This window comes from Zhongshania sp., assembly GCF_047636175.1.
Taxonomy (GTDB): Bacteria; Pseudomonadota; Gammaproteobacteria; order Pseudomonadales; family Spongiibacteraceae; genus Spongiibacter.
In genome coordinates this window covers 33,969-57,510 of record NZ_JBLIKC010000026.1, presented here as the reverse complement: position 1 = coordinate 57,510, position 23,542 = coordinate 33,969, and the positions used below count along the sequence as shown (strand labels likewise).

22 protein-coding genes are annotated in these 23,542 nt (G+C 49.2%); 8 read left to right on the top strand and 14 right to left on the bottom strand.

The genetic code is table 11. The features are described 5' to 3' along the window. The coding region (locus ACI955_RS14535; RefSeq protein WP_415244465.1) for a gamma-glutamyltransferase at positions 1–193 on the top strand (193 nt) is incomplete at its 5' end. A gap of 163 nt (positions 194–356) precedes the next feature. Here the strand turns inward: ACI955_RS14535 and mutM are convergent. Continuing rightward, a complete protein-coding gene (gene mutM / locus ACI955_RS14530) occupies positions 357–1,175 on the bottom strand; it encodes a bifunctional DNA-formamidopyrimidine glycosylase/DNA-(apurinic or apyrimidinic site) lyase (RefSeq protein WP_415244464.1) in 819 nt (272 codons plus the stop codon). Positions 1,176–1,544: 369 nt separating this feature from the next. On the opposite strand from mutM, the gene ACI955_RS14525 reads away from it, so the two are divergent. Beyond that, positions 1,545–3,563 carry a hydantoinase/oxoprolinase family protein gene (locus ACI955_RS14525; RefSeq protein WP_415244463.1) on the top strand — a complete coding sequence of 673 codons (2,019 nt, stop codon included), beginning with the start codon at positions 1,545–1,547 and terminating at the stop codon, positions 3,561–3,563. Positions 3,564–3,686: 123 nt separating this feature from the next. After that, positions 3,687–6,482 (top strand): class I adenylate cyclase, encoded by a 2,796-nt coding sequence (locus ACI955_RS14520; RefSeq protein WP_415244462.1) that lies wholly within the window; start codon positions 3,687–3,689, stop codon positions 6,480–6,482. A gap of 460 nt (positions 6,483–6,942) precedes the next feature. On the opposite strand, the gene cyaY is transcribed toward ACI955_RS14520, so the two are convergent. Then, positions 6,943–7,257 carry an iron donor protein CyaY gene (cyaY, locus tag ACI955_RS14515; protein ID WP_415244461.1) on the bottom strand — a complete coding sequence of 105 codons (315 nt, stop codon included), beginning with the start codon at positions 7,255–7,257 and terminating at the stop codon, positions 6,943–6,945. Positions 7,258–7,402: 145 nt separating this feature from the next. Here cyaY and lptM point away from each other — a divergent pair, with 145 nt between their 5' ends. From lptM to ACI955_RS14495, 4 genes are all read left to right on the top strand, one after another. Next, entirely contained in the window at positions 7,403–7,600 is a 198-nt protein-coding gene (gene lptM / locus ACI955_RS14510) for an LPS translocon maturation chaperone LptM (RefSeq protein ID WP_415244460.1), read from the top strand. A gap of 6 nt (positions 7,601–7,606) precedes the next feature. After that, the gene (gene lysA, locus ACI955_RS14505) at positions 7,607–8,854 is read left to right on the top strand and encodes a diaminopimelate decarboxylase (protein WP_415244459.1); all 1,248 of its coding nucleotides are present in this window, start codon (positions 7,607–7,609) and stop codon (positions 8,852–8,854) included. Between the two features lie 106 nt (positions 8,855–8,960). Continuing rightward, positions 8,961–9,791, top strand: coding sequence for a diaminopimelate epimerase (gene dapF / locus ACI955_RS14500; protein WP_415244458.1), 831 nt, complete (start codon positions 8,961–8,963; stop codon positions 9,789–9,791). Positions 9,792–9,799: 8 nt separating this feature from the next. Beyond that, positions 9,800–10,504 carry a DUF484 family protein gene (locus ACI955_RS14495; RefSeq protein ID WP_415244457.1) on the top strand — a complete coding sequence of 235 codons (705 nt, stop codon included), beginning with the start codon at positions 9,800–9,802 and terminating at the stop codon, positions 10,502–10,504. A gap of 20 nt (positions 10,505–10,524) precedes the next feature. Here ACI955_RS14495 and ACI955_RS14490 read toward each other — a convergent pair whose 3' ends face one another. Continuing rightward, positions 10,525–11,715, bottom strand: coding sequence for an alpha/beta hydrolase family protein (locus tag ACI955_RS14490; RefSeq protein WP_415244456.1), 1,191 nt, complete (start codon positions 11,713–11,715; stop codon positions 10,525–10,527). Positions 11,716–11,985: 270 nt separating this feature from the next. On the opposite strand from ACI955_RS14490, the gene ACI955_RS14485 reads away from it, so the two are divergent. Beyond that, positions 11,986–12,690 carry an HAD family hydrolase gene (locus ACI955_RS14485; protein ID WP_415244455.1) on the top strand — a complete coding sequence of 235 codons (705 nt, stop codon included), beginning with the start codon at positions 11,986–11,988 and terminating at the stop codon, positions 12,688–12,690. Positions 12,691–12,719: 29 nt separating this feature from the next. Here ACI955_RS14485 and ACI955_RS14480 read toward each other — a convergent pair whose 3' ends face one another. The 11 genes from ACI955_RS14480 to urtA form a co-directional block, all read right to left on the bottom strand. Further along, entirely contained in the window at positions 12,720–12,923 is a 204-nt protein-coding gene (locus ACI955_RS14480) for a hypothetical protein (protein ID WP_415244454.1), read from the bottom strand. Between the two features lie 195 nt (positions 12,924–13,118). Continuing rightward, positions 13,119–13,457, bottom strand: a complete 339-nt coding sequence (gene glnK / locus ACI955_RS14475) for a P-II family nitrogen regulator (protein ID WP_415244453.1) — start codon at positions 13,455–13,457, stop codon at positions 13,119–13,121. Positions 13,458–13,806: 349 nt separating this feature from the next. After that, entirely contained in the window at positions 13,807–15,051 is a 1,245-nt protein-coding gene (locus tag ACI955_RS14470) for an ammonium transporter (RefSeq protein ID WP_415244452.1), read from the bottom strand. Positions 15,052–15,121: 70 nt separating this feature from the next. Beyond that, positions 15,122–15,460, bottom strand: coding sequence for a P-II family nitrogen regulator (gene glnK, locus ACI955_RS14465; protein ID WP_103685170.1), 339 nt, complete (start codon positions 15,458–15,460; stop codon positions 15,122–15,124). 87 nt (positions 15,461–15,547) lie between these two features. Next, positions 15,548–16,198, bottom strand: coding sequence for a TorF family putative porin (locus ACI955_RS14460; RefSeq protein WP_415244451.1), 651 nt, complete (start codon positions 16,196–16,198; stop codon positions 15,548–15,550). Between the two features lie 487 nt (positions 16,199–16,685). Beyond that, a complete protein-coding gene (locus tag ACI955_RS14455) occupies positions 16,686–17,576 on the bottom strand; it encodes a hypothetical protein (RefSeq protein WP_415244450.1) in 891 nt (296 codons plus the stop codon). A 55-nt stretch (positions 17,577–17,631) separates the two neighbouring features. Then, complete coding sequence (gene urtE, locus ACI955_RS14450) at positions 17,632–18,327, bottom strand: urea ABC transporter ATP-binding subunit UrtE (RefSeq protein ID WP_415244449.1); 696 nt, start codon at positions 18,325–18,327, stop codon at positions 17,632–17,634. Position 18,328: 1 nt separating this feature from the next. Further along, entirely contained in the window at positions 18,329–19,108 is a 780-nt protein-coding gene (urtD, locus tag ACI955_RS14445) for an urea ABC transporter ATP-binding protein UrtD (protein WP_415244448.1), read from the bottom strand. After that, positions 19,105–20,265, bottom strand: coding sequence for an urea ABC transporter permease subunit UrtC (gene urtC, locus ACI955_RS14440; RefSeq protein ID WP_415244447.1), 1,161 nt, complete (start codon positions 20,263–20,265; stop codon positions 19,105–19,107). The genes urtD and urtC overlap by 4 nt, the downstream gene beginning before the upstream one ends. A 6-nt stretch (positions 20,266–20,271) precedes the next feature. Further along, positions 20,272–21,924 (bottom strand): urea ABC transporter permease subunit UrtB, encoded by a 1,653-nt coding sequence (gene urtB / locus ACI955_RS14435; protein WP_415244446.1) that lies wholly within the window; start codon positions 21,922–21,924, stop codon positions 20,272–20,274. A gap of 92 nt (positions 21,925–22,016) precedes the next feature. Then, complete coding sequence (gene urtA / locus ACI955_RS14430) at positions 22,017–23,333, bottom strand: urea ABC transporter substrate-binding protein (protein ID WP_415244467.1); 1,317 nt, start codon at positions 23,331–23,333, stop codon at positions 22,017–22,019. Positions 23,334–23,542: the final 209 nt, after the last annotated feature.

The following is a 23,542-nucleotide window of genomic DNA, read 5'->3' as shown; positions in this document are numbered from 1 at the left end:
CATTGCCATGGGCGATACTACCGAGTTAGAGACCGGACGCTTTTCTGAGGAAGTAAAAAAGGCACTACAACAGCGCGGCCATCAATTTACAGAGCGCGATCAAACCAGCGGCTTACATGGAATTATGCTTAAAGATTCCGGTTTAGAGGGTGCCGCTGATCCTCGCAGAGAGGGGCAAGCCCTAGGGTTTTGATTTTATGCCTTGTAGAGCGGATCTAAAGCATCTGCTGCGCTTGCGGATACCCGATCGGGGTCGGGTATAACGATAGTTTTTAATCAGTCCTTAGCTAGCCGGCAATAACTCGAACTTCAGATCGCAGTCGCCGAGAATCCTCATTATGTCGACATCCAATTATCTACCGCTGGCAGCTTTTGCAAAACACAGTTGTACGCTGCGACATTCGAATTTCGTGGAGTACTCTTTCACAGCTATTGCAGGCCTTGCCGCCGCGACCGTAGACTTGCAGTTCTTGTTTAAAGTATCCCGGCTTGCCATCCCCGCCCACAAAGTCTTTTAGCGTTGTACCGCCTTGCGCTATGGCTTTTTCGAGCACCTGTTTTATCTCGCTCACTAAACGGGTATAACGGGCGAGGCTAATACTGCCAGCCTCCCGCGTCGGTGATATGCCCGCCATAAACAGTGCTTCATTAGCGTAGATATTCCCCACCCCTACCACGACATGGGCATTCATCAGAAAGCTCTTTATCGGCACTTTACGTTTTCTTGAACGTTTAAAAAGGTAGGCGGCATCAAATTCTTCCTGCAGAGGCTCAGGTCCAAGTGAGACAAATAATTTATGTGCTGATACGTCATCACCCGCGATCCAAATCACCGCGCCAAACCGTCGTGGGTCGGTGTAGCGCAATATCTGGCCATCACTCAGTTGCCAGTCGAGATGATCGTGCTTGGCGACCGGCATGTCGGCGGTTACAAAGTACAGGCGACCCGACATACCTAGATGTATTACCAAATATCCGGTGACTAAACGCACCAGAACGTATTTTGCGCGGCGCTCTACGCTGAGAATCTCATGGCCCAGCAAATGATCCGCTAAATTAGGATCGACCGGCCAGCGCAGGCGATGGTCTCTGACGGTGACTTTCTGAAAACATCGTTTAAGGAGATGCGGTGCAATGCCGCGCTTTACGGTTTCGACTTCAGGTAATTCAGGCACAGCTCTCCACCACGTTTAATACTGGACGGAGATTGTATCTCAGCCGAGCATGTTTCGTAATTAGCAGTTTTATACACGCCGCTTTATGCCCTTCCCGCTCTGACATCCAGATAAGTAAAGCCAATATCTTCAGTATTTATTGCGTGCAGCGTTGCTCTAAGCCCGAAGCCTATGGATCCTTAATCAAGTTCAGGATGAATGCGGCTTAGGCAGCAGCGAGTGACCGCAAAGCGCTCATGACTCCAATCATCGTCATTGCCGATGCTGACCGTGGCTCCATGTGAGCAAATCGAATGCCTTTGTCTTCAGGCAATGACAAACAGCGACTGACTAGCGACAATAGCGCAATGTCTTTTTTTTGAGTTTGTTATGCCCAATCTTGCCCCACTTGCTTATCTAGGTGTCGATACCGGCGGCACGTTTACTGATTTTGTGTTGTTTCAAGATCAGCAAATCCGCTGTTTTAAATGCCCCTCCACGCCAGTCAATCCGGAACTGGCTATTTTAAACGGTATTCGCGAGTTGGGTTTACAGAACTTGGTTACTAATGGCCGACTGGTGGTGGTACACGGTTCCACCGTGGCGACAAACGCGGCGTTAGAGGGAAAGGGCGCAAAAACGGTTTTTATTACCAATCGCGGTTTTGCTGATATGTTAACGATCGGCCGCCAAACCCGAGAAGCATTGTATGAACTTAGACCCACTGCCAAGGTGATTCCTGTTCCTCCATCTCTTTGCTTGGAAACCGGCGGCCGCTTAGGAGCTGATGGCAAGGTTGTTGAATCGCTAACGCAAGATGATTTAAACGCCCTGCACGCACAGCTAAAAGATCTTAAACCTGAATCTGTAGCGATCAATTTATTATTTTCATTTATGGACGCACAATTTGAGAAGACCATTGCTGAGTGTATTCCAGATGGTATTTTTGTTTCGCGATCTTCAGAAGTTTTACCCGAATACAAGGAATATGAACGCGGGATGGCAACATGGCTTAACGCGTGGCTAGGCCCCAAGGTAGCGAATTATTTAGGGGATTTACAGGATGCCTTAAAAACCACGCCGATCTCTGTGATGCAATCTTCTGGCGGCACCACCGACGCCGCCAGTGCCGCCGACCGCGCAGTGAACTTATTGCTCTCTGGTCCCGCAGGCGGTTTAGCCGCCGCCAAGCACCTTGGCCAAATATTGCATCGACCCAAACTGATGACGTTTGATATGGGCGGCACCTCAAGCGATGTGGCCTTGATCAATGGCGATATAAAACTGACTAACGAAGGTCATATTGGGCCGTATCCGGTGGCCGTACCTATGGTTGACATGCATACCATCGGCGCGGGTGGCGGCTCTATCGCCTACCTCGATGAGGGCGGCATGCTGCGGGTAGGGCCAGAATCTGCAGGCGCTGATCCCGGGCCTGCCTGCTACAACAAAGGAGGTACAAAACCTACCGTCACTGATGCCAATGTGGTGCTGGGTCGGCTGCCCGCCAGCGCGCGTCTGGGCGGTGCCATGCCAATAAACTGCGATGCGGCAAGAGCAGCTGTAGGCGAGCTCGCTAAAACACTCGGCGTCAGCATTGAAAGCACCGCCGAAGGGATTATCGATATCGCCAATGAACATATGGTGCGCGCGCTGCGAGTAATCTCAGTGCAACGCGGCCATGATCCTGCAGATTTTAGCTTATGTTGTTTTGGTGGTGCGGGCGGCCTTCATATTTGTGCGCTGGCCAATGCATTGAACTGCCCAGAGATTATTGTACCCAACTACGCGGGGGTATTTTCAGCGCTGGGCATGCTATTGGCACCAAGGGAGCGGCAACTTTCCCGCACGGTCAACACCGGTCTAGCAGAATCCGATGCTGCTAATTTGCGCCGCGCCTTAGACGAATTGGCTCACACTGGCCACCAGCAATTAGTGGCGGAGGGTATTCACCCCACTCAAATTACTGCCCACCCCAGTGTCGACCTTTGCTACCTAGGGCAGTCCTATACCCTTAATCTTGCATGGCAAGAAGATTTAGATAACCTTACGCGCGCGTTTCATCGCGCTCACCGCGAACTCTATGGACACGAGCTGGCAATCCCCGTCCAGCTCATTAATATTCGCCAGGCTTTACGAGCAGAGACGCTGTCCATCACACTACCGAACATTGCTGAAGGTCCGCCGGCCTCGGCAGTAGAAACCCAAACTGTCATGATCGCTGCCATGAAAAACAAGTCGCCGGCGCTGGCCAATGTACCGCGCTATGAGCGACAGCAGCTTAACTGCGATCAAGTGATCCATGGCCCCGCCCTGGTTAGCGATGCGGTTGCCACCTTATGGTTAGAAATACAGTGGCAGGCTCGGGTAGATCGGCAGGGGCATCTAATACTCACTCGCTGCGAATAACACCGGCATAAACGCAAACTCTAGCACAGTGGTAGCAACACCATAGACTGGGGCAATACCGCACATGACAACAGGTCGTGATTGCCGGTAAAGTAGCTCTAGCGTTATATCGGGTCACACAGCATGGCGGATACGTCCACCCACAATTATTCTAACAACCCCTTGTTCGATCGTGGCATTACCCACGCTGGACTGGCGTTGGTTCGCGAGCGTTTTTTAAGCCTAAATCGCGAGCGCCTGATTCGCACCCGCACAGCACTGCTCCCCCGGCAGCAAATATTCTTAGATCTACTGCCACTGCTCATTCATATCAACCATCCCATCTTACCCGGCTATAACAGCCTAAGTGCGCCCTGCGGGATTGACGGCTATCAACCCGATACTCTGACCTTGGATCGAGTGCGCAACAATATCGCCCGCAGTGTTGAGTACCGCCCCGAAGAGCAATCCGCGCCGCTGATTCACAGCGTGTTTCTGATGGGCTCTTGCGGCACGATAGCGCAAGCAGAAAATTCTGACTTAGACGTATGGCTTTGCCACCACGCTAGTATCGATGAAGCCGGTTTAGAAAAGCTCTACCACAAGGCCGGCGCAATTTCTAAGTGGGCGAAAAGTTTGGGATTAGAAATCCATTTCTTCCTAATGAATAATGACCAGTTTCGGCGTGGGCAGCGCGACCGTATTAGTGCAGAGTCAGCGGGCACCAGTCAGCATTTTTTACTCTTAGATGAGTTTTATCGCAGCGCCTTACTAGTGGCGGGACGGTATCCAATCTGGTGGCTAGTGCCACCGGAGGAAGAGGTTAACTATCAGGAATATATCGCCCTGCTCCATTCCCAGGGCTTCGTTGATCCCCATGAATCCATCGATTTTGGTGGCGTCTCAAAAATCCCTGCAGGTGAGTTTATTGGCGCCGGGGTTTGGCAGCTCTATAAGGCGATTAGCTCACCCTATAAAGCCGTTCTGAAATTACTACTTACAGAGGCCTACGCGCGCGACTTCCCAAAAGTATTACCGCTGTGTGTGAGTCTTAAGAGCGAGATTTATCAAGGCATTACCGACGCCGACATCCTCGACCCATATATTATGGTGTATCAACGACTGGCTAATTATTTAAGCGCGCGCAATGAACTTGATCGCCTAGAATTAATCCGTCGCGCCTTTTATTTCAAGATTGGTATACGGCTGTCACAAGTCAGTACTAGCAATACAACCTGGCGCCAGCAACTGCTAGAAAATTTGATAGTGGAATGGCAGTGGCGGCCAGAGCAACTTCTCAACCTCGATACTCGCAGCCGCTGGAAATTGCGCAGGGTAAGGGAAGAACATCGTTTTTTAGTTGCTGAGCTAACGAATAGCTACCAGTTTCTTCAGGACTTCGCTAGACGCAGTAAACGGCCAGTACTCATCAAGTCGCAAGAAATGACGCTGCTGGGCCGCAAGCTATACGCCGCCTTTGAGCGCAAGCGCTACAAAGTTGAATGGCTAAACCCCGGTATCGCACCCGATTTGTCGGAAGAGCAATTGTTTTTCCACTCGTCCGGCTTCGGTAGCCAGCGCCGCTGGGCGGTGAGTACTAGCGCCCGCCATGACATTGAAGCTGACGCCATATTGCAAGAGCACGATCACCTCAGCGAGTTGCTATGTTGGTGTTACTGCAACGGTCTCATCAACGACTACAGCCGCCTGCGCCTCAATGGCCGACAAGACGGAATAACTGAAACTGATTTGCGTCGATTGGCGGAGCATTTAGGTCAGTATCTGCCGCGCCACGCTTACGCCGCCGATCCTGACAAACACGAAGCGTTTAATCGACCCAAAGTGCCAGAAACAATGCTGTTTTACCTTAATTTGGGACAACACTCCCTAAATGCACTGGGTGCTACCGGCCTCAGCAACCACAGTAATAACTACACTATTGACCAGATAGAAGTCGTCATTATCAATAGCTGGGGGGAAGTTGCGTCTATCGCCTTTAAGGGCGCAGAAGCCTTGCTGGATGCGTTTAGAACCTATCAACAAATGATGCTCGCAGCCTCGCGCGGCATCAATCCACCTATGATACATGCCCTATGTTTTAACGACCCCGATGATAAATTACTGAACGGTATCCGGCATCTACCCAAATTGTTCTACCGCGCTTTTTACACCAAGCCAGGCAACACGCGATTGCTCATAAAGTTGAGCAATGGCTTTTATATTCTACAATCGCAAAACGACGAGCTGCAAAGTATTCACGCGGCCGGCTACGACACGCTGATTCGATGCCTTGGCCGCGGGCAGCCAGAATATAGCCCTATTATTATGGACCGCTACTGCGCTCCTAACTCCGCTCTCGCCAATATCATCGACACCGCAAATACCGCTGACTGCTATGTGTTTTTCCACCGTAGAGGCCCTAAGGCCGACCTTTTTTTACGCGATGAAAACGGCTCTCTGCACTTCAATACCGTCGCGTATACAAGTACCGATGCGCTAATCCAACCACTCTTAGCTTTTTTGTACCAATGCAAAAAGCAGCAACAGAGCAAACATCTATATCATGTGTTTGAACTACATCAAGAAAGCGACAAGTGGCTTAGCGAGGCCAAAACGGAATATAAACCAGACTTGGACGATGCTATTTACGACCACCACAGCGACCCACAAATCCACCTAGAAGCCTTAGCGCAAACTCAAGAATCTGGGCGTTTGGTGTTTGATATGCGCTGCGGCGATCAGCTATTTCGCTACGCCCAAGCGGGGCAAGAATTATTTGATGAGCTCGCCAAGCAACTTGAACTCCTCAGCGACGCACCGCAACATTACCACTTGAATCGAATCGATCTTAGCATCATGCCGCCGCAGCAAACCTGCTTATATATGCGTTATAAACAGCATATTGAGGAAATATTAAATACCTCCGTGTTGGCGCGCTGAAGGGTATTGCTGTGTGACGCACTTTATTTAAAGCATTCGCTGCGCTCACGTGGATCCCCGATCGTGGTCGGGTATGACTGGGCTTTAGCATAGGCTGATGCGAGCATAGTATGACGGGAGTTTTTAGAAGGCTAGGCGCAAATCCTGTATGGAGTCCGCGTTGAAAGGGCTATTACAGGCCACACAGCCTCAGAAATAGCTCACAGTCGCATGCCATTCAAATTATACAACGCCGACATCCCCGGCTTGATCGGGGATCCATAGCCTTCGGGCTCTGAGTTACGGCATATTGCAGAAAGATCCAAGGCGTTGGCTTCGCTCACACAGAAAGGTACCCGACCTGAGCCGGGAATGACGGGAAGTATCAGCTGGCTGGGGGCGTCAAGTTTGAGGGGACGGTGAAATGGATGATTCATCGATAGAATGATTAAAGAACTTAATCATTCAACATCAAGCCCGATCAATTGATTATTAGTGCCTCACCAATTTGTTCACGGCCAATTTCATCCAGCATTTCCGCCAACGTTTGCTCCGTTCGCGCGCAGTACCACTCTTCATTTTGCCAGCTGTAGTGAAACCCACCCGAGCGCGCGGCTAACCAAAGTTCTTTACTGACGCTCTGACGACTAAATATTAAGGCGCTGCCGTCTGGACATTGCAGAGTGAGCACGCCGCCACTAATTACGCAGTCTACGTCGGCCTCTAGCTCATCAATGGCATCTTCGATGGTGGTATATAATTCATCAATATTATCGTTGAATTCGACTTCATTCATTTGTGGCATCCACTATTAGGCTTACAGTTTGGATTCGTGGCGGCAGTATACTAAGCCTCGAATCAATCTGCAGCAGAACATGGGCATTGGGCTTGGTGCCCCAGCTAGGTATAATGTGCGACTACGTTAATTTCGGGGCATTGTTATGGTTAACATTCGCACTTTCGCATTGTGCAGCGCAGTTCTGTTAGGCGCATGCGGCCAAACTGGCCCGCTTATGCTCACGGGTGAAGGCGGCGGTATAAACGCTAATGAAGAAAGTAGCGGTGCCGACATAGCGACAAACCCCAAGCCAAGCCCGCAAACCAACACCAATACGGCGACCACGTCGCCTGCAGAGTAAGCTTTTATGTCTCCTTTTCATTACGTGCATGGCGAACTTCATGCCGAGTCGGTGCCCCTGAGTAAGATTGCTGCGGAGTTTGGCAGCCCCTGCTACGTCTATTCGCGCGCCTACATTGAACAACGCTTTACAGAATATACCGAGGCACTGGAAGGCCAAGATCATTTGGTGTGTTACGCAGTAAAAGCCAACTCTAATATTGCCGTACTGAATGTATTGGCTCGCCTTGGGGCGGGCTTTGATATTGTTTCTACTGGCGAATTAGAGCGGGTGCTTGCGGCAGGGGGCAAACCTGATCGCATTGTATTCTCTGGGGTCGGTAAAACTGCGGCAGAAATGCAGCGCGCATTAGAGGTCGGTATCCATTGCTTTAACGTCGAGTCCGAAGCCGAGCTAGAGCGCCTGAACAGTGTTGCCGAGGCTATGAGCGTAACAGCGTCAATTTCAATACGCGTCAACCCCGATGTAGACGCCAAAACCCACCCTTATATTTCGACCGGCCTGCGTGACAACAAATTTGGTGTCGACATTGAACACGCGCCCGAGGTCTACCGGCGCGCTGCGTCCCTGCCCAACATCGAAATTAAAGGAGTCGATTGTCACATCGGCTCACAGCTCATAGACACCAGTCCACTCCTAGACGCCCTTGAGCGGGTGTTAAAGTTAGTTGATGTTTTGGCGAGCATGGACATCACCATCTCTCACCTCGACCTAGGTGGCGGCTTAGGCGTGCGCTATCGCGACGAAACTGCGCCGCTTACCGGTGATTATATTCGTGCTATTAGAGCAAAGTTGGGCGATCGCAAAGTGACCCTGATGTTTGAACCCGGTCGCTCTATTGTCGCCAATGCCGGTGTCCTACTAACCCGCGTGGAATATTTAAAGCTCAACGAACACAAGAATTTCGCCATTATTGATGCCGCCATGAACGACATGATTCGGCCAGCACTGTACTCCGCATGGATGGACTTAATGGCCGTGCAACCTCGTCAAGAAGGCGTCTCACGCAGCTATGATTTTGTAGGCCCAGTGTGCGAAACCGGCGACTTCTTAGCTAAGGATCGTGAACTTTGCATTGAAGAAGGCGATTTACTGGCCTTAGCATCTAGCGGTGCCTATGGCTTTACGATGAGTTCCAATTACAATAGCCGAGGACGTGCGGCGGAAGTCATGGTGGACGGCGATAAATGCCACCTCATCCGCGCACGCGAAACTGTCACCGACTTGATGCGTGGTGAAACTTTGCTGCCCTAAGAGAAATGCTGACGCAATCGCGTCTACCTTCCCCTCTCTCAGACAATAGCAGCGCGCCCGCATCGTTACTTAGCGCCACCGGTGAGGCGCAACACAGGGTTCTACGATGCTATTACGCTTTACCAAAATGCATGGCCTGGGCAATGATTTTGTCGTTATCGACCTCATTACCCAGCGCTTCAAGCTCAAACCGCACCATATTCGCAAAATAGCTGATCGCCATTTTGGGATTGGCTGTGACCAAGTTCTTACTGTGGAAATTCCTACGCAACCTGATGTCGACTTTTGCTATCGCATTTACAATGCCGAAGGCAGTGAAGTTGAACAGTGCGGCAACGGCGCGCGCTGCTTTGCGCGCTTTATTCGCGACAAGCGAATGACCGGTAAGCAGAAGATCAAAGTTGAAACACTGGCCGGCATCATTGAACTAGAACTTACTGAAAACCGACAAGTTCGGGTAGATATGGGTGAGCCGATACTCGATCCCAGGCGGATTCCCTTCACAGCAGACCAGCAAGCAAGCAACTACGCCTTGGATGTTAACGGCGATACTTGGCAGGTTGGCGCGGTATCGATGGGTAACCCCCATGTCATCTTTCCGGTTACCGATGCCGATTCCGCGCCAGTAGAAACCATTGGCCCAGTCACTGAGTCCCACCCGCGCTTTCCCCAACGTGTCAACGTTGGGTTTATGCAGATAGTCGACCGCGACACGATACGGCTGCGGGTATTCGAGCGCGGTGTTGGCGAAACGCTGGCCTGCGGCACTGGCGCCTGCGCAGCGGTGGTAAGCGGCATCGTTCAGGGCAAGCTAAACACAACTGTGACCGTACACCTGCCGGGCGGCAACTTAAGTATTCACTGGCAAGGCCCAGGACAGCCCGTTATTATGACCGGGCCAGCAGCGACGGTTTTTGAAGGCCAGATACAAATATAGGATACCCTGTGGACACTGTAAGCTCGAAAAAAGACGGACTTCCCAGCGAAAGCGAAGTGGCGCGTTATCTTCGCAATCATCCCGGTTTCTTTCTAAATAACGAAGATCTACTGACAGAACTTAAGATCACCCACAAAACCGGAAAAGCAGTCAGCTTGTTAGAGCGGCAGGTAGAAGTATTGCGCGAGCGCAATATGGACATGCGCTCACGCATCAGCAGCATGCTAGACAATGCCCAGCGCAATGATCTGCTCTTCGAAAAGAGTAAAACCCTAATTTTAGCGCTTCTAGAGGCGCGCCGTGCGGAAGAGTTCAGCAATAGCCTTTGTCGTCATTTGGTAAGCGACTTTAAAGATATCGATTACGCCAGCCTGATTATATTTTCCGACCCCAACCGGGTTGGTGGCAATGCCTTAAGAGTGGTGAGCCCCGAGCAAGCACAAGATCAAATTGGCAGCTTGTTACGCGGCAAAAAAGCAGTGTGCGGTGTGCTGCGAGGCGAGGAACTGAGCTTTCTGTTTGGCAAACATGCCGACCATATTGGCTCTGCTGCCTTGATGCCCATTCAAGCGGGCAATATTGACGGGGTTGTCGCTATCGCCAGCAAGGACCCGCAACACTTTAAATCCAGCATGGGCACAATATTCCTAGAATATATTGCCGACGTCGTAAATCGTACCCTGCCAAAGCTAATGAAAGGGCCGTTTATTTAAGCCAGCGGCCGCCCTCTCATCTATGGATAACTTACGTTCTGGCAGTGACTATCCATAAAGTGGCGCATTAACTTTAAGTATTCTTGCTGCCCCAAATGCACCAGATGATTGCCGGGAAACCAATGCAAATGCGACTCTGGCCAATGCGAGTGTAATAGCCGCACGAAGCGTGGCGGTGTAAATCGATCTCCCGCGCCACCAATTATCATCACCCTGTCTGGATCGAGCTTGGGCTGATAACTTAGCGGGCTGTGTATTGCCATTCCCCGCCTCAAGTCCAAGGGACTTAAGCCGGTACGCTTACCGACTATCTCCATTGCACGACCGATGGGCACCCAATCGCGCACGGTGTCCACCGGCGCAACCAGCGGTGAATTTGGGATACAAAACGCCAGCCGTGGTTCCACCACCGCCATCACCGAACTTAAGTATCCGCCCAAACTTAAACCGCTAATTCCCACATGGGGAGCGCCGCGCTCAAATAAGTAATCTACAAATACTCTTAAATCTGACACGGCCTGCAGCAGGCCCTCATTTAACTGCGAGAAACCGCCAGCGAATAAGCCATAGCCGCTAAAGGGATGAAAGCGCTCAGCACGATCACCATGAAAAGGCTGAATCATTAGCAACACATCATAGCCATTGTCATAAAACGTTTTGAGCGAAAAAAACAGACTATTAAAGGCATACGAACTTTCGACCACCCCATGTACGAAAATCAAGGTTGGGCGGGCCCTGTCAGGATGGCGCCAATACTGCGCTCTGGCAGTGCGGTTGCGGGTGTAACTTAAATAACTCTCGGTAAGAGCAGGATTTAAGGGCGTAAACGGGCTTTCAAAGCGTAGCTCTACCGCCGGGATGTCTTTGGGCTTATAGGCGAACTTGCCCATTTTATGCTCAGTAATATTTACTTTTGGCGGGGCTATAAAAACCTGATCGACATCGCGCTGCTCGGCTAAATGAGCATAAAAATCCATCCATTCGCGCTCGCGGCTCAAACCTTCGCGCTTTATTACTTGGGGCAGTAAGGCACCAGAAATCATCAGGGACAAGCCCGTGCGCATCACCCGGTCCATCATCGCCGTGCCGTAAACTCTTAGCGGGTATTCGCTGTCAAGTTCGGTGCCATCAGACTGGCAATAGAAGTCGTCAGGCAAAGACCGCCACCATGGCGGCGATTTTTTCACTGGCTGCAACGAAGTTTTTGCCATAAATCTAGTCTCTACCGTAAATTATTGTTTATTAAAATTTCACCTCGAACAGGCTTCTGTTAAATCGCTGTTGCACCATTGGGTCAAAATTATAAGATGAATATTATCCACTCATCTTATAATGTCTCGAATCTAAGTAGAATACTTATACTGTGCAAATACTGGCGACGACGCGAATGAATCACATCTATGCTACTGCTGTCCACGTAAGCACTGCTATTGGCAATCGCTTTCACACGACTCATCTCAGTTAGGGTAAAAATCTCAGATATGAAAAAAATCAAACTACTGTGCTTCGACCTAGACGATACGCTATGGCTAAGTAGCCCCGTCATCCAACAAGCGGAGCAGGTTTTTTATAATTATCTGTCAGATATGACACCTGAACTGACTAAGCGCTTCAGCCCAGAGTCACTCCGTGCCCACCGCGCAGAATATTTAAGCCGTCACCCCGAGCTTGAACACCAAATTTCTCAGTGGCGCACTGCAAGCCTTACCGAAGCATTAACACTCAGCGGGTACCAAGGCCAAAGCGCAAATTTAGCGCGCCAAGCTTTTGCCGTATTTTTTGAAGCAAGACAACAAATTACGCTTTTCCCGCACTGTGAAGACATCATTGGTGGGCTCAGTGAAGACTATATGCTCATTAGCTTAACTAACGGTAATGCCGACCTCGGCAGACAAGCGGTAGGTAAATACTTCAGCGCCAACTACCAAGCCGAGCACGTAAAGGCAGCCAAGCCTAGTCCTGAGCTTTTTCTAAAAGCATTGGAAATCGCTGACTGCCGAGCAGATGAGGCGATACACATTGGTGACCATGTGATTGATGATATCAGCGGGGCCAAAGCACTCGGCTTACTCGCTATTCAAGCTTGTCTAAAGCCAGACTCACCGCTGCCTCACGCCCTCGCCGACGATCATTTTCATGATTGGCGAGACTTACCGGGCAAGATCCAGCGGCTAACATCGCGCTAGCCGCCAGTGTTTGCCGACGCGGTGGCAGACTAGTAGCTGTCGGTATCGGTGTCGATATCGTTTGGGGTGCTACGTATATACGGATCTAGATGTTTAATCTGGCCACCTTGGGCAAGATAAGCCTCGATATCTTTGGCTAATTGGTCGCGCATGCGATCATGCACTGTAGGTGATGACACATGCTGCTGCGCGCTTGAGGTTTGACTATTGCTACTACGATTATGCGAACCCATAAGACCACCTCCCAAAAATAAAAATACCCCGTTTACGAAGCGATTTATACTTGTATAGAAGGCGTTTTGACAAGCGAATGATTAGGCTTTTTTGTTATTACAAACAAATCGGGCCATCACTTTTCGAGCTATAGGTAAAATACCGAGCACAAAAAAGGCGGCCTGTGGCCGCCTAATTCATATATAAACGCGATACTAAATTGCGTCTTCGCCGGTTTCGCCGGTGCGGATACGAATAACCTGCTCGAGGTTGGTAACAAAAATCTTACCATCACCAATTTTGCCGGTATTCGCCGCTTTGGTCACGGTATCGATCACTTTTTCAAGCAAATCGTCTGCGACCGCAATCTCTAATTTTACTTTGGGTAAAAAATCGACCACGTACTCCGCGCCACGATATAGCTCGGTATGCCCCTTCTGCCGACCAAAGCCTTTTACCTCAGTCACGGTTACACCTTGCACGCCAATTTCTGACAAGGCCGCACGGACATCATCTAACTTAAACGGTTTGATCACCGCGCTGACTAATTTCATCGCCAATTCTTCCTCTTTTGATAAGGCAAACTCTAATTACTATAGCCAGCGAGGGTAGTTTAAACATCTCCAGAGCGGAGGAAACAGCTTACACGCGAGAAACGTGTAGCGCCTGACCACAAGTAATCCGAGTGCCTTGGGCATGCTGAGCATCGCTGACATCTAAAATACCGAGCGCAGTAATTAATCAGAGCTTACTACGAATAACTACGTGTCGTTAAGTTAGCTCAGGCAACACGGATTTGGCAAGGTTATCCACACATTAGAGTGAAATAAGCGCCAAAACCGCTACTTTAAACGGAAAAAGGGCGCTCAAAGAGCGCCCTGAAAATCACCCAACGGGAAAGACTTACTTGTTGGTGAATTCCGGATAAGCTTCCATGCCGCATTCAGAGAGGTCGACACCTTCGTACTCTTCCTCTTCTGTTACACGAATACCCATGACTGCTTTCAAGATACCCCATATCACTAGGCTGGCCCCGAAGGTCCAGGCAAAGATCACTAACGCACCGTAGATCTGCATGCCGAAAGTAGCATCGCTGTTGTTGAATGGCACCGCCATTACACCCCAGAGGCCGACAACACCGTGGACAGAGATCGCGCCCACTGGATCATCAATCTTGATTTTGTCTAGGGCTAGGATTGAGAACACAACCAGCACACCGCCAACAGCACCAATCAATGTAGCAACAATTGGATCAGGAGACAGCGGATCAGCAGTAATTGCAACCAAACCAGCCAGCGCACCATTCAGCACCATAGTTAAGTCTGTCTTGCCGAACAACAACCGAGCAACGATCATCGCAGCAATCAAACCACCACTTGCCGCAGCATTGGTATTAACAAATACCTGAGCAGTTGCGTTCGCCTCGTCGATATTAGACACCATCAGCTCTGAACCGCCGTTGAAGCCGAACCAACCCATCCACAAGATGAAGGTACCCAATGTTGCCATTGCCATGTTCGCACCGGGGATCGCATTAACTTGGCCGTTCTCGCCGTACTTGCCTTTACGAGCGCCAAGCAGCAACACACCAGCTAGTGCTGCAGAAGCACCTGTCATATGGACAATACCGGAACCTGCGAAGTCAGAGAAACCTGCTTCAGACAAGAAACCGCCGCCCCAGCTCCAAGAACCTTGAAGTGGGTAGATAACGCCAGTCATGACAACTGCAAAAGCCAAGAAAGCCCACAGCTTCATACGCTCTGCAACCGCACCCGAAACGATAGACATAGCTGTTGCCACGAATACCACTTGGAAGAAGAAGTCAGATGAACCTGAGTAGTAAGTGTCGCCGTTTGAAGCCAGCACTTCTTCAACAGTCTCATCAGCAATTGAATTACCGAACCATGAATCTGGCAGCATGCCGCCTTCTGAACCGCCGTACATAATTGTGTAGCCACACAATAAGTACATGGTACAAGCCACCGCAAAGAGAGCGATGTTTTTGGTTAGGATCTCTGTGGTATTTTTTGCGCGAACCAAACCGGCTTCGAGCATGGCAAAACCTGCTGCCATCCACATTACGAACGCACCCATAACCAGGAAGTAAAATGTGTCCAGGGCGTACTTGACCTGTATGATGTCTTCCATCACATGTCCTCCAAAGGGAAAGAGATAAGTCTTTTAATTAAATTAGTTAACAAAAAACGCAGCGACATTACTAAATGGCTTCTTCGCCAGTTTCACCGGTACGAATTCGAATAACCTGCTCAAGCGCAGTGACAAAAATCTTGCCGTCGCCTATTTTGCCAGTGTTAGCTGACTTGCTTATTGCTTCGATGGTCGGTTCAACCGAGTCATCTGCGACAGCGACTTCAATCTTCACCTTAGGCAGAAAATCGACAACATACTCAGCGCCACGATAAAGCTCAGTGTGACCTTTCTGACGACCAAAACCTTTTACTTCGGTGACGGTTATGCCCTGTACGCCGATATCAGACAGCGCTTCGCGCACATCATCGAGTTTGAATGGCTTAATAACAGCCGTAATCAATTTCATCGGATATCTCCTGTCAATGTGCGTTAGCCACACATTAGGATTGAGTTAAGAAAATGGCCGACAACAACCCTGCCGCCGGCCGGGGTATTACATTTCGATTGGCAAGCTGTAAGAAACAACGAATCTCAAATCATCATCATTATCTTCGTCAATCATCTGGCTAAAAGTAAAACTCACACTGTCGTTATAAGCGTAAGACACATCGAAGTGAGCGTAATTTGAATCTTCGTCATTATTGTCGGTACCACCAGCTAAGAAAGAGAAGCTCCCTACATCAAGACCGGCAGTGTAGTAGAAGTAACCGTTGGCACCAGCGATATTGTCATAGATTGTTAAGCTAACAGGCCCCATTCCTAAACCAAGAATGATTTCGCTCAAGTCACCAAAAGTGTCACCGTTGTCAGCAAAGCCAGCTGATACACCTGGATAGACATAGTTCCACACGCTTAAGTCAACGCTTATTGGTCCTACTTCAGTCGCGAAGCCAGCATAATAGTCAACTTCTTGACCGTATGTATCATCACCGCTAGATCCCCAAACACCCGCGTAAAAACCACCGGTGCTGTAAGTAATGTCACCCATAACAGCAGGCGATCCATCACTTAGGTCGAAACCACGCCATAAGTACAGGCTCGCTACGCTCACACTGGCACTTACTTCTGCAGAAGCGGGAGCAGCAACCATGGTCATTGATGCAGCTGCAACACTTGCAGCCAAAAGGGTTTTGAATTTTTTCATGTCTATAGTCTCCACTAAGGTATTAAGGAAGTGTTCAAGCACAATCCTGCTCAAGCTTTAGCACTTTCAATGCCAACTATATTTTTTATTATTTAAAACAACAACTTAGAATCAACTTCAACCCAAACCGCATTACTGGTGCTTGTGGATGCGTTGCGGGGCTTCACTTCACACGATCGTTACGCTCAAATATAGAGCAATTTTTAATAATGCCGCCATTTAGTGCATCAAAAATAAGCATTATATATACACTAAAGACCGGCAACCAATACCATCGGAACTTGAAAAATTATCAATAATTTTAATAAAAACAACAATTTAAGCTGACTTTTGCGTTATTTTTAACCTTCCGTAAGTGGTTCCAAAAAAACAAGGCACTAATTTAGTGCGCGCGCACTACATTTTAGTGAGCATGCAATTTAATGACCCCTAAAATGTAAAAAAGGATGCCATTTGGCACCCATTTCAAAACCTTCGCACTGACAGCTTATTGCCCAGTCGTTTTAGCTTCTAACTTATCAACACGAGCCCGCAGGCGCTCGATTTGGCGCTGCAATTCAATAATAGTTGTGGCCGAAGACTTCACTTCAACAGGCTGCGCTGACGATAAAATTAGCTGATCGACCAATATACGGCCAGGATTGCCAGCAGATCCTGCCGACCCAGGGCTACCCGCCAAACCACCTTCTCCGCCCTCAACCCACTTGCGCCCCCCTGTTAGAGTTTTCCTATTAATATAATATCCATCTGCACCGGCACCGCCAGAACCCGCATCACCGCCATTACCGCCGTCGGCACCCTCAGTTCTAATATGAATTCGCTTGACCAAGTCATCGCCAGAAACACCCTTGGCAAGCACTTGGTAAAGAATAGTAATATCTCCGCCGCGACCGCCTTCGCCGCCGTCCCCGCCATTACCGCCCTCGCCAGCATTCGCCCCATCACAATCAGCGCCATCGCTGCCGGCGCTGCCATAGCCACCATTGCCACCGTTCGCCAGTACTTTTAGATCGCCGAGTGCCTCTATACCGAGCTGCAAGCGGATTTCTACGCCGTCACTACCGTCGCCGCCATTACCGCCTATCTCACCGCTGGCACAGTCTGACGCTAGCTGCGCCGCGCCGCCGGCCATACCCGAACTACCATTGCCTTCAATCACAACATCTTTACCGATATAGGCATGCCGAGCCTGAACACGCCAACCCACAACCGCCGAGGAAAAGGTGATTTTGGCGCCGTCGCCAATCCGCAGGGTGTCTAGCACCATTTCCTGCTGATCAATGCCAACGACATAGGTTTTACCGGCGGGAATGCTAAGGTCCGCAGCCAAGCTGGCAAGTGGTGTGAACGCCAACGCTAGAATGGCAAGGTGTTTCATGAGCGATTTATCCTTTAACGGGAAAGACATAAGCTCAGTAGTATAAACCTTGCCTTTACACCGTCATATGCCGGCGTACGTCTTCTTCGACCATGTCGTCACCGCGGCCCGAAAGAATGACTTCGCCGCGATCCATTACCGCGTAATTGTCCGCTAATGCGCGGGCGAAATCGAAATATTGCTCAACCAAGACAATTGCCATCTCGCCCTGATGGCGCAAAATGGTAATCACGTTCTGAATATCTTTAATAATAGACGGCTGGATACCCTCTGTGGGTTCATCGAGTACTAATAAGCGCGGCCGCGTGATTAAGGCCCTAGCAATCGCCAGCTGCTGCTGTTGCCCACCAGATAAATCGCCGCCCCGTCTGCGCAACATACTTTTAAGCACCGGAAACAAATCAAAAATCTCCGGATTAATAGTGCGCTGACTGCGTTTTAGCGGGGCGTAACCCGTATACAAATTCTCCTGAACGGTGAGCTGTGAAAAGATCTCGCGGCCCTGCGGCACATAGGCAATTCCTGCACGCGCCCGATCGGCTGGGCCCATGCGGCTAATATCTTTGCCTTCCCACATAATGCTGCCACCACGAATCGGATGACGGCCTGTTATCGCCCGCGCCAAGCTAGATTTGCCTACCCCGTTACGCCCCAATATGCAGGTTACCTGACCTTTCTCTGCCACCACATCTACTTTCTTAAGCGCCTGACTCGCGCCGTAATAAAGATCAATTTCATTCACGACCAACATATCAGCGCCCCAAATAGACTTCGATAACACGGGGGTTGGCTGAGACTACTTCAAGCCGCCCCTCGGCTAATACACTCCCCTCATGCAAGACGGTCACTTTACTGTCCAGCGCTTTAATAAAATCCATATCATGCTCAACTACCACCACGGTATGGTCTTTATTGATTTCTTTTAGCAGTGCCGCCGTTTCCATCGTTTCATGATCGGTCATCCCCGCCGCCGGCTCATCTACCAGCAAGAGCTCCGGACCCTGGACAATCAACATACCAATTTCTAACCACTGCTTTTGGCCATGGGACAAACTGCCGGCGAGATGACTGGTTTTTGCCTTTAGGCCCACCAATTTAATCACCTCATTAATTTTATCGCCCTGCTCACTACTCAGCTTGTGAAATAAAGCGCGAAGCACACTGCGCGTGCCTGCCAACGCCAGCTCCACGTTTTCCCACACTGTCAGGGTTTCAACTACGGTAGGCTTCTGGAACTTGCGGCCAATACCAAGATTGGCGATATCTGCCTCATCGTATTGAATAAGATCAATGGTATCCCGAAACCGAACTTCACCCGTGTCTGGCCGGGTCTTGCCGGTAATAATATCCATCATGGTACTTTTACCCGCACCATTGGGACCAATAATCGCCCGCAACTCCCCCGGCGCAATATCCAACGATAGATTATTGATCGCTTTAAAACCGTCAAAACTTTTGGTGACACCGTTTAGGTACAACATGCTCTGTATTTTACTACTATGAAATCCAGGACTTTTAATCACTGCACTCATGAGCCTGCTCCCGGTTCCGGCGTCGACGTTGCATCACGGACCGCTCGCCGCTCACGCATTTGAGTCGCCACCCCAACAATACCCTTGGGTAAATATAAGGTGCTGATCACAAATAAGGCGCCGAGCATAAACAACCACACCTCTGGAAACGCACCTGTAAAATAGGTCTTGGCGTAGTTAACCGCAATGGCGCCAATCACCGCGCCATAAAGGGTGCCCCGCCCGCCAATCGCGACCCAGATAACAATTTCAATAGAGTTGATGGGGCCAAATTCACTAGGATTGATAATACCTACCTGGGGTACATATAAGGCACCGGCGATACCAGCAAGTATTGCCGACACCACAAACACAAATAATTTAAAATGCTCAACGCGGTAGCCCATAAAACGCGTACGACTCTCGGCGTCACGTATCGCCACCAAGACCCGACCGTATTTACTGGTCACAATTGCCCGGCACAAGACATAGGCCCCCGCAACACTTAATGCAGATAGTGCAAACAATACGCAGCGCGTGACATCAGACTGCAGACTAAAGCCCAAAATATCTTTGAAATCAGTCAAACCATTATTACCACCGAAACCCATATCATTGCGAAAAAACGCCAGCAACAAGGCATAGGTCATCGCTTGGGTAATAATGGACAAATACACTCCGCTTACTCGCGAACGGAATGCCAGCCAACCAAACACAAAGGCGAGCACCGCGGGCACCAGCGCAACCATAAACATCGCAAAGAAAAAGTTATCAAATCCGTACCAGTACCAGGGCAATTCAGTCCAATTTAAAAACACCATAAAATCAGGGAGATCAGCATTGCCATATACGCCGCGCTCGCCAATCTGGCGCATCAGGTACATACCCATGGCATAGCCGCCCAAGGCAAAAAAAGCACCGTGTCCCAGACTGAGAATCCCGCAATAACCCCAAATTAAATCTAATGCCAAGGCCAATAGGGCGTAACAGAGGTACTTACCCAGCAAGACCACTACATAAGTAGGGATATGGAAAAAACTGCCTTCTGTCATGAGTAAATTGCACAGCGGCACTAATACAGTGACAGCCAACAGACCGGCGATCAAATAGCGGCCGGCCTTATCGGCTAGCAATAATCTACCAATCGCACTGCGCTCAAATATCTTGTTATTTATCATTGCCGATTAATCCTCTACTGAGCGACCCTTCAGGGCAAACAAGCCCCGTGGTCGCCACTGAATAAACAGAATGATGAAAACCAATACAAATATCTTCGCCAGTACCGCGCCCGCAAAAGGCTCTAAAAATTTATTCGCAACACCTAGGCTCATTGCGGCGAAGAAGGTACCAAATAAATTCCCCACGCCGCCGAACACCACCACCATAAACGAATCAATAATGTAGGATTGGCCAAGATTGGGCCCGACATTTGTTAACTGACTCAGAGCCACACCGGCAATGCCGGCAATGCCCGAACCCAGGCCGAAGGTCAATGCGTCTACCCAACCCGCACGGATTCCCATGGAGTTTGCCATAGCCCGGTTTTGGGTGACGGCGCGCATTTGCAAACCGACGAAGGTTTTCTTAAGTAGAAACACCAGTAACAACAGCACAATCAAGCTGAAAATAATAATGTAAACACGATTATAGGTGAGCGATAAGGCGCCATTGATTTCCCATGAACCGCTTAACCAGCTTGGCGCAATTACCGATTTGTTCAGCGGTGAGAAGATACTGCGCACGGCTTGCTGCAAAATAAGACTAACGCCAAATGTTGCCAGCAAGGTTTCTAAAGGACGGCCATAGAGGTGGCGAATAATGCCGCGCTCAATCACAATCCCGACTAAGCCCGACACCATAAACGCGGCGGGAATCGCGACAATAATCGAGTAGTCGATATAGTTTGGCATCAACAATTGAATAACGTAGGTGGTATACGCGCCCAGCATCATCATTTCGCCATGGGCCATATTAATCACCCCCATTACCCCAAAGGTAATGGCTAAACCTACCGCCGTAAGCAGCAATACCGAACCTAAACTTAGACCAAAAAATACATTTTCCACTAGTTTATAAATCTTTGCCTCTGCGCGCATTTCGCTTAATACCGCAGCTGCAGACTCTCGGACTAGCTCATCTTTTTCACGATAATTGTCATCGCCATCTTTTAATTGCATCCCAGCCAAGATCGACATCGCATCGCTATCTAGACTGCCGCGAAACGCTTCAATAGCATCCAGTCGCAATAACTGCTGATCTGAATTTAAGTTGATCATCGCCGACGCGACATTTAAAGACGTTAAAACTTTCTTGCTAGTTTCAAGCGATTTTGCGCGCTCTATCGCAGGCAAGAATTCTGGCGCAGGGCTGCGAATCAGATCCTTGGCCGCCGCTAAGCGCACGGCGACATCTTCACTGCGCAGAGACAATTCCGCTAACACACCACGCAACAAAGTACGCAGTTCATTATTGATACTTATTTTCCTAACTTTTCGACTACCTATTACGCCTAGATTCTCGCCTTCTATAACAGACTTTATTTCATAGCCATCTGGATGGGGATAAGCGTAGACCAATCGATCATCTGCCTTGGTGTAATAGAGATCACCTTCCTGCAAAGCATTTAAAACCTCTGCACGTTGAGCTAAATTTGAATGCGCAATCATGTTAATAAGATTTGTCTTATCTTCAGTTGATTTCGCCGTTATTAATTGATTGAGTAAAAGCGCGCTGTCAGCTTTATTTTCTATTGATGGAACTTGCTCGGCCTGCACTCCCTGAAAACCAAGGAGAAAAAGCGACAATATAAATACACGGAATACATGGCAAAGTTTCATCGAAACATCCATTTGCGATCAAGGCCCCGTCACCTTGCAGTGACGGGGTAGCACTGATAGAAGCGACTCGGTCGAGACGCTTCCTTAGTGGACTAGTAGTTTTGACCTGAACACTTTTTAGTTTCAGTGTTGTAGTTACCACACATGATTTTTGGATCTTGCCAATCCGCAATCAATTTAGCACTTTCTGGAAGGAAGTCAGTCCAGGCATCACCAGGCACAGCGGCTTCAGTTTGCCAAACAATATCAAACTGACCATTCTCCTGAATTTCACCAATAAGAACCGGCTTAGTCAGGTGGTGATTTGGAAGCATCGTTGCGACGCCACCGGTTAAGTTAGGCACGCTAACACCAATCAACGCAGCAGAGACTTTATCGACATCAGTTGTACCCGCCTTCTCAACAGCTTTTACCCACATATTGAAACCAATATATGTCGCTTCCATTGGATCGTTAGTGACGCGTTTGTCATCACCAATATAAGCGATCCACTTGTCGATGAACTCATCATTCGCTTTTGCGTCCGCGCTCATGAAGTAGTTCCATGCGGCAAGATGCCCAACCAGCGGACCGGTGTCGAACCCGCTAAGCTCCTCTTCGCCGACCGAGAATGCAATCACAGGAATATCTTCTGCAGACATACCTTGATTAGCCAGCTCTTTGTAAAATGGCACGTTGGCATCACCATTGATGGTAGAAACAACAGCGGTCTTTTTACCTTGTGAGCCGAATTTTTTGATATCAGATACAATTGTCTGCCAGTCAGAATGACCGAAAGGCGTATAGTTGATCATGATATCTTTTTCAGCAACACCGTTGCTTTTAAGATAGGCTTCAAGAATTTTATTGGTAGTGCGGGGGTAAACATAATCCGTACCTGCCAATACCCAGCGCTTAACGGAGCCACCTGATTCACTCATCAAATAATCAACTGCAGGGATAGCTTGCTGATTAGGCGCAGCGCCGGTGTAGAAAACATTCTTAGAAGATTCTTCACCCTCGTATTGAACGGGGTAGAACATCAGACCGTTTAATTCTTCGATAACGGGCAGTACTGATTTACGGGAAACCGAAGTCCAGCAACCAAAGATGACGTCCACTTTATCTTTGTCTAATAGCTCCTTGGCCTTTTCTGCAAATAGCGGCCAGTTAGATGCGGGGTCAACGACCACGGCTTCTAACTTTTTACCTAAAATTCCACCTTTTTTGTTTTGATCTTCAATCAGCATCAACACCGTATCTTTCAAGGTTGTTTCACTGATTGCCATCGTACCGGAAAGCGAATGCAGCACACCGACTTTGATAGTGTCTGCGGCCTGTGCAATCGAGGCGCTTAACGACAGCGTCGCGGCTGCCAGCACAATGCTACTGTGCTTGGCAAAAGCCTTCATAGATTTAGGACTCTTCATGCTTAGCTCCATACTCTTTTTTTTGTATATATCGCTAATCTGCACACTGGCGATTAACGAACCCTGGCAAAACTCAACTTGGTATCTGCAGAATTGGTGCCAATAGGGATAAAAGACGGCGATGCACTGCAGAAGACACATGCTTTAGGTTAAAAAGCCATACGGTAAATGACGATAGAGGCGAAAAATCAGGTAGGAGTACACAATTT

Bases quoted from the DNA above. Each gene is read 5' to 3' on its own strand.
- dapF (WP_415244458.1), top strand. From the start codon at position 8,961: ATGCTATTACGCTTTACCAAAATGCATGGCCTGGGCAATGATTTTGTC.
- ACI955_RS14460 (WP_415244451.1), bottom strand. From the start codon at position 16,198: ATGAAAAAATTCAAAACCCTTTTGGCTGCAAGTGTTGCAGCTGCATCA.
- urtA (WP_415244467.1), bottom strand. From the start codon at position 23,333: ATGAAGAGTCCTAAATCTATGAAGGCTTTTGCCAAGCACAGTAGCATT.
- glnK (WP_103685170.1), bottom strand. From the start codon at position 15,460: ATGAAATTGATTACGGCTGTTATTAAGCCATTCAAACTCGATGATGTG.
- ACI955_RS14520 (WP_415244462.1), top strand. From the start codon at position 3,687: ATGGCGGATACGTCCACCCACAATTATTCTAACAACCCCTTGTTCGAT.
- urtB (WP_415244446.1), bottom strand. From the start codon at position 21,924: ATGAAACTTTGCCATGTATTCCGTGTATTTATATTGTCGCTTTTTCTC.
- lysA (WP_415244459.1), top strand. From the start codon at position 7,607: ATGTCTCCTTTTCATTACGTGCATGGCGAACTTCATGCCGAGTCGGTG.
- glnK (WP_415244453.1), bottom strand. From the start codon at position 13,457: ATGAAATTAGTCAGCGCGGTGATCAAACCGTTTAAGTTAGATGATGTC.
- ACI955_RS14525 (WP_415244463.1), top strand. From the start codon at position 1,545: ATGCCCAATCTTGCCCCACTTGCTTATCTAGGTGTCGATACCGGCGGC.
- ACI955_RS14455 (WP_415244450.1), bottom strand. From the start codon at position 17,576: ATGAAACACCTTGCCATTCTAGCGTTGGCGTTCACACCACTTGCCAGC.
- ACI955_RS14470 (WP_415244452.1), bottom strand. From the start codon at position 15,051: ATGGAAGACATCATACAGGTCAAGTACGCCCTGGACACATTTTACTTC.
- ACI955_RS14485 (WP_415244455.1), top strand. From the start codon at position 11,986: ATGAAAAAAATCAAACTACTGTGCTTCGACCTAGACGATACGCTATGG.
- urtD (WP_415244448.1), bottom strand. From the start codon at position 19,108: ATGAGTGCAGTGATTAAAAGTCCTGGATTTCATAGTAGTAAAATACAG.
- cyaY (WP_415244461.1), bottom strand. From the start codon at position 7,257: ATGAATGAAGTCGAATTCAACGATAATATTGATGAATTATATACCACC.
- urtC (WP_415244447.1), bottom strand. From the start codon at position 20,265: ATGATAAATAACAAGATATTTGAGCGCAGTGCGATTGGTAGATTATTG.
- ACI955_RS14490 (WP_415244456.1), bottom strand. From the start codon at position 11,715: ATGGCAAAAACTTCGTTGCAGCCAGTGAAAAAATCGCCGCCATGGTGG.
- ACI955_RS14480 (WP_415244454.1), bottom strand. From the start codon at position 12,923: ATGGGTTCGCATAATCGTAGTAGCAATAGTCAAACCTCAAGCGCGCAG.
- lptM (WP_415244460.1), top strand. From the start codon at position 7,403: ATGGTTAACATTCGCACTTTCGCATTGTGCAGCGCAGTTCTGTTAGGC.
- urtE (WP_415244449.1), bottom strand. From the start codon at position 18,327: ATGTTGGTCGTGAATGAAATTGATCTTTATTACGGCGCGAGTCAGGCG.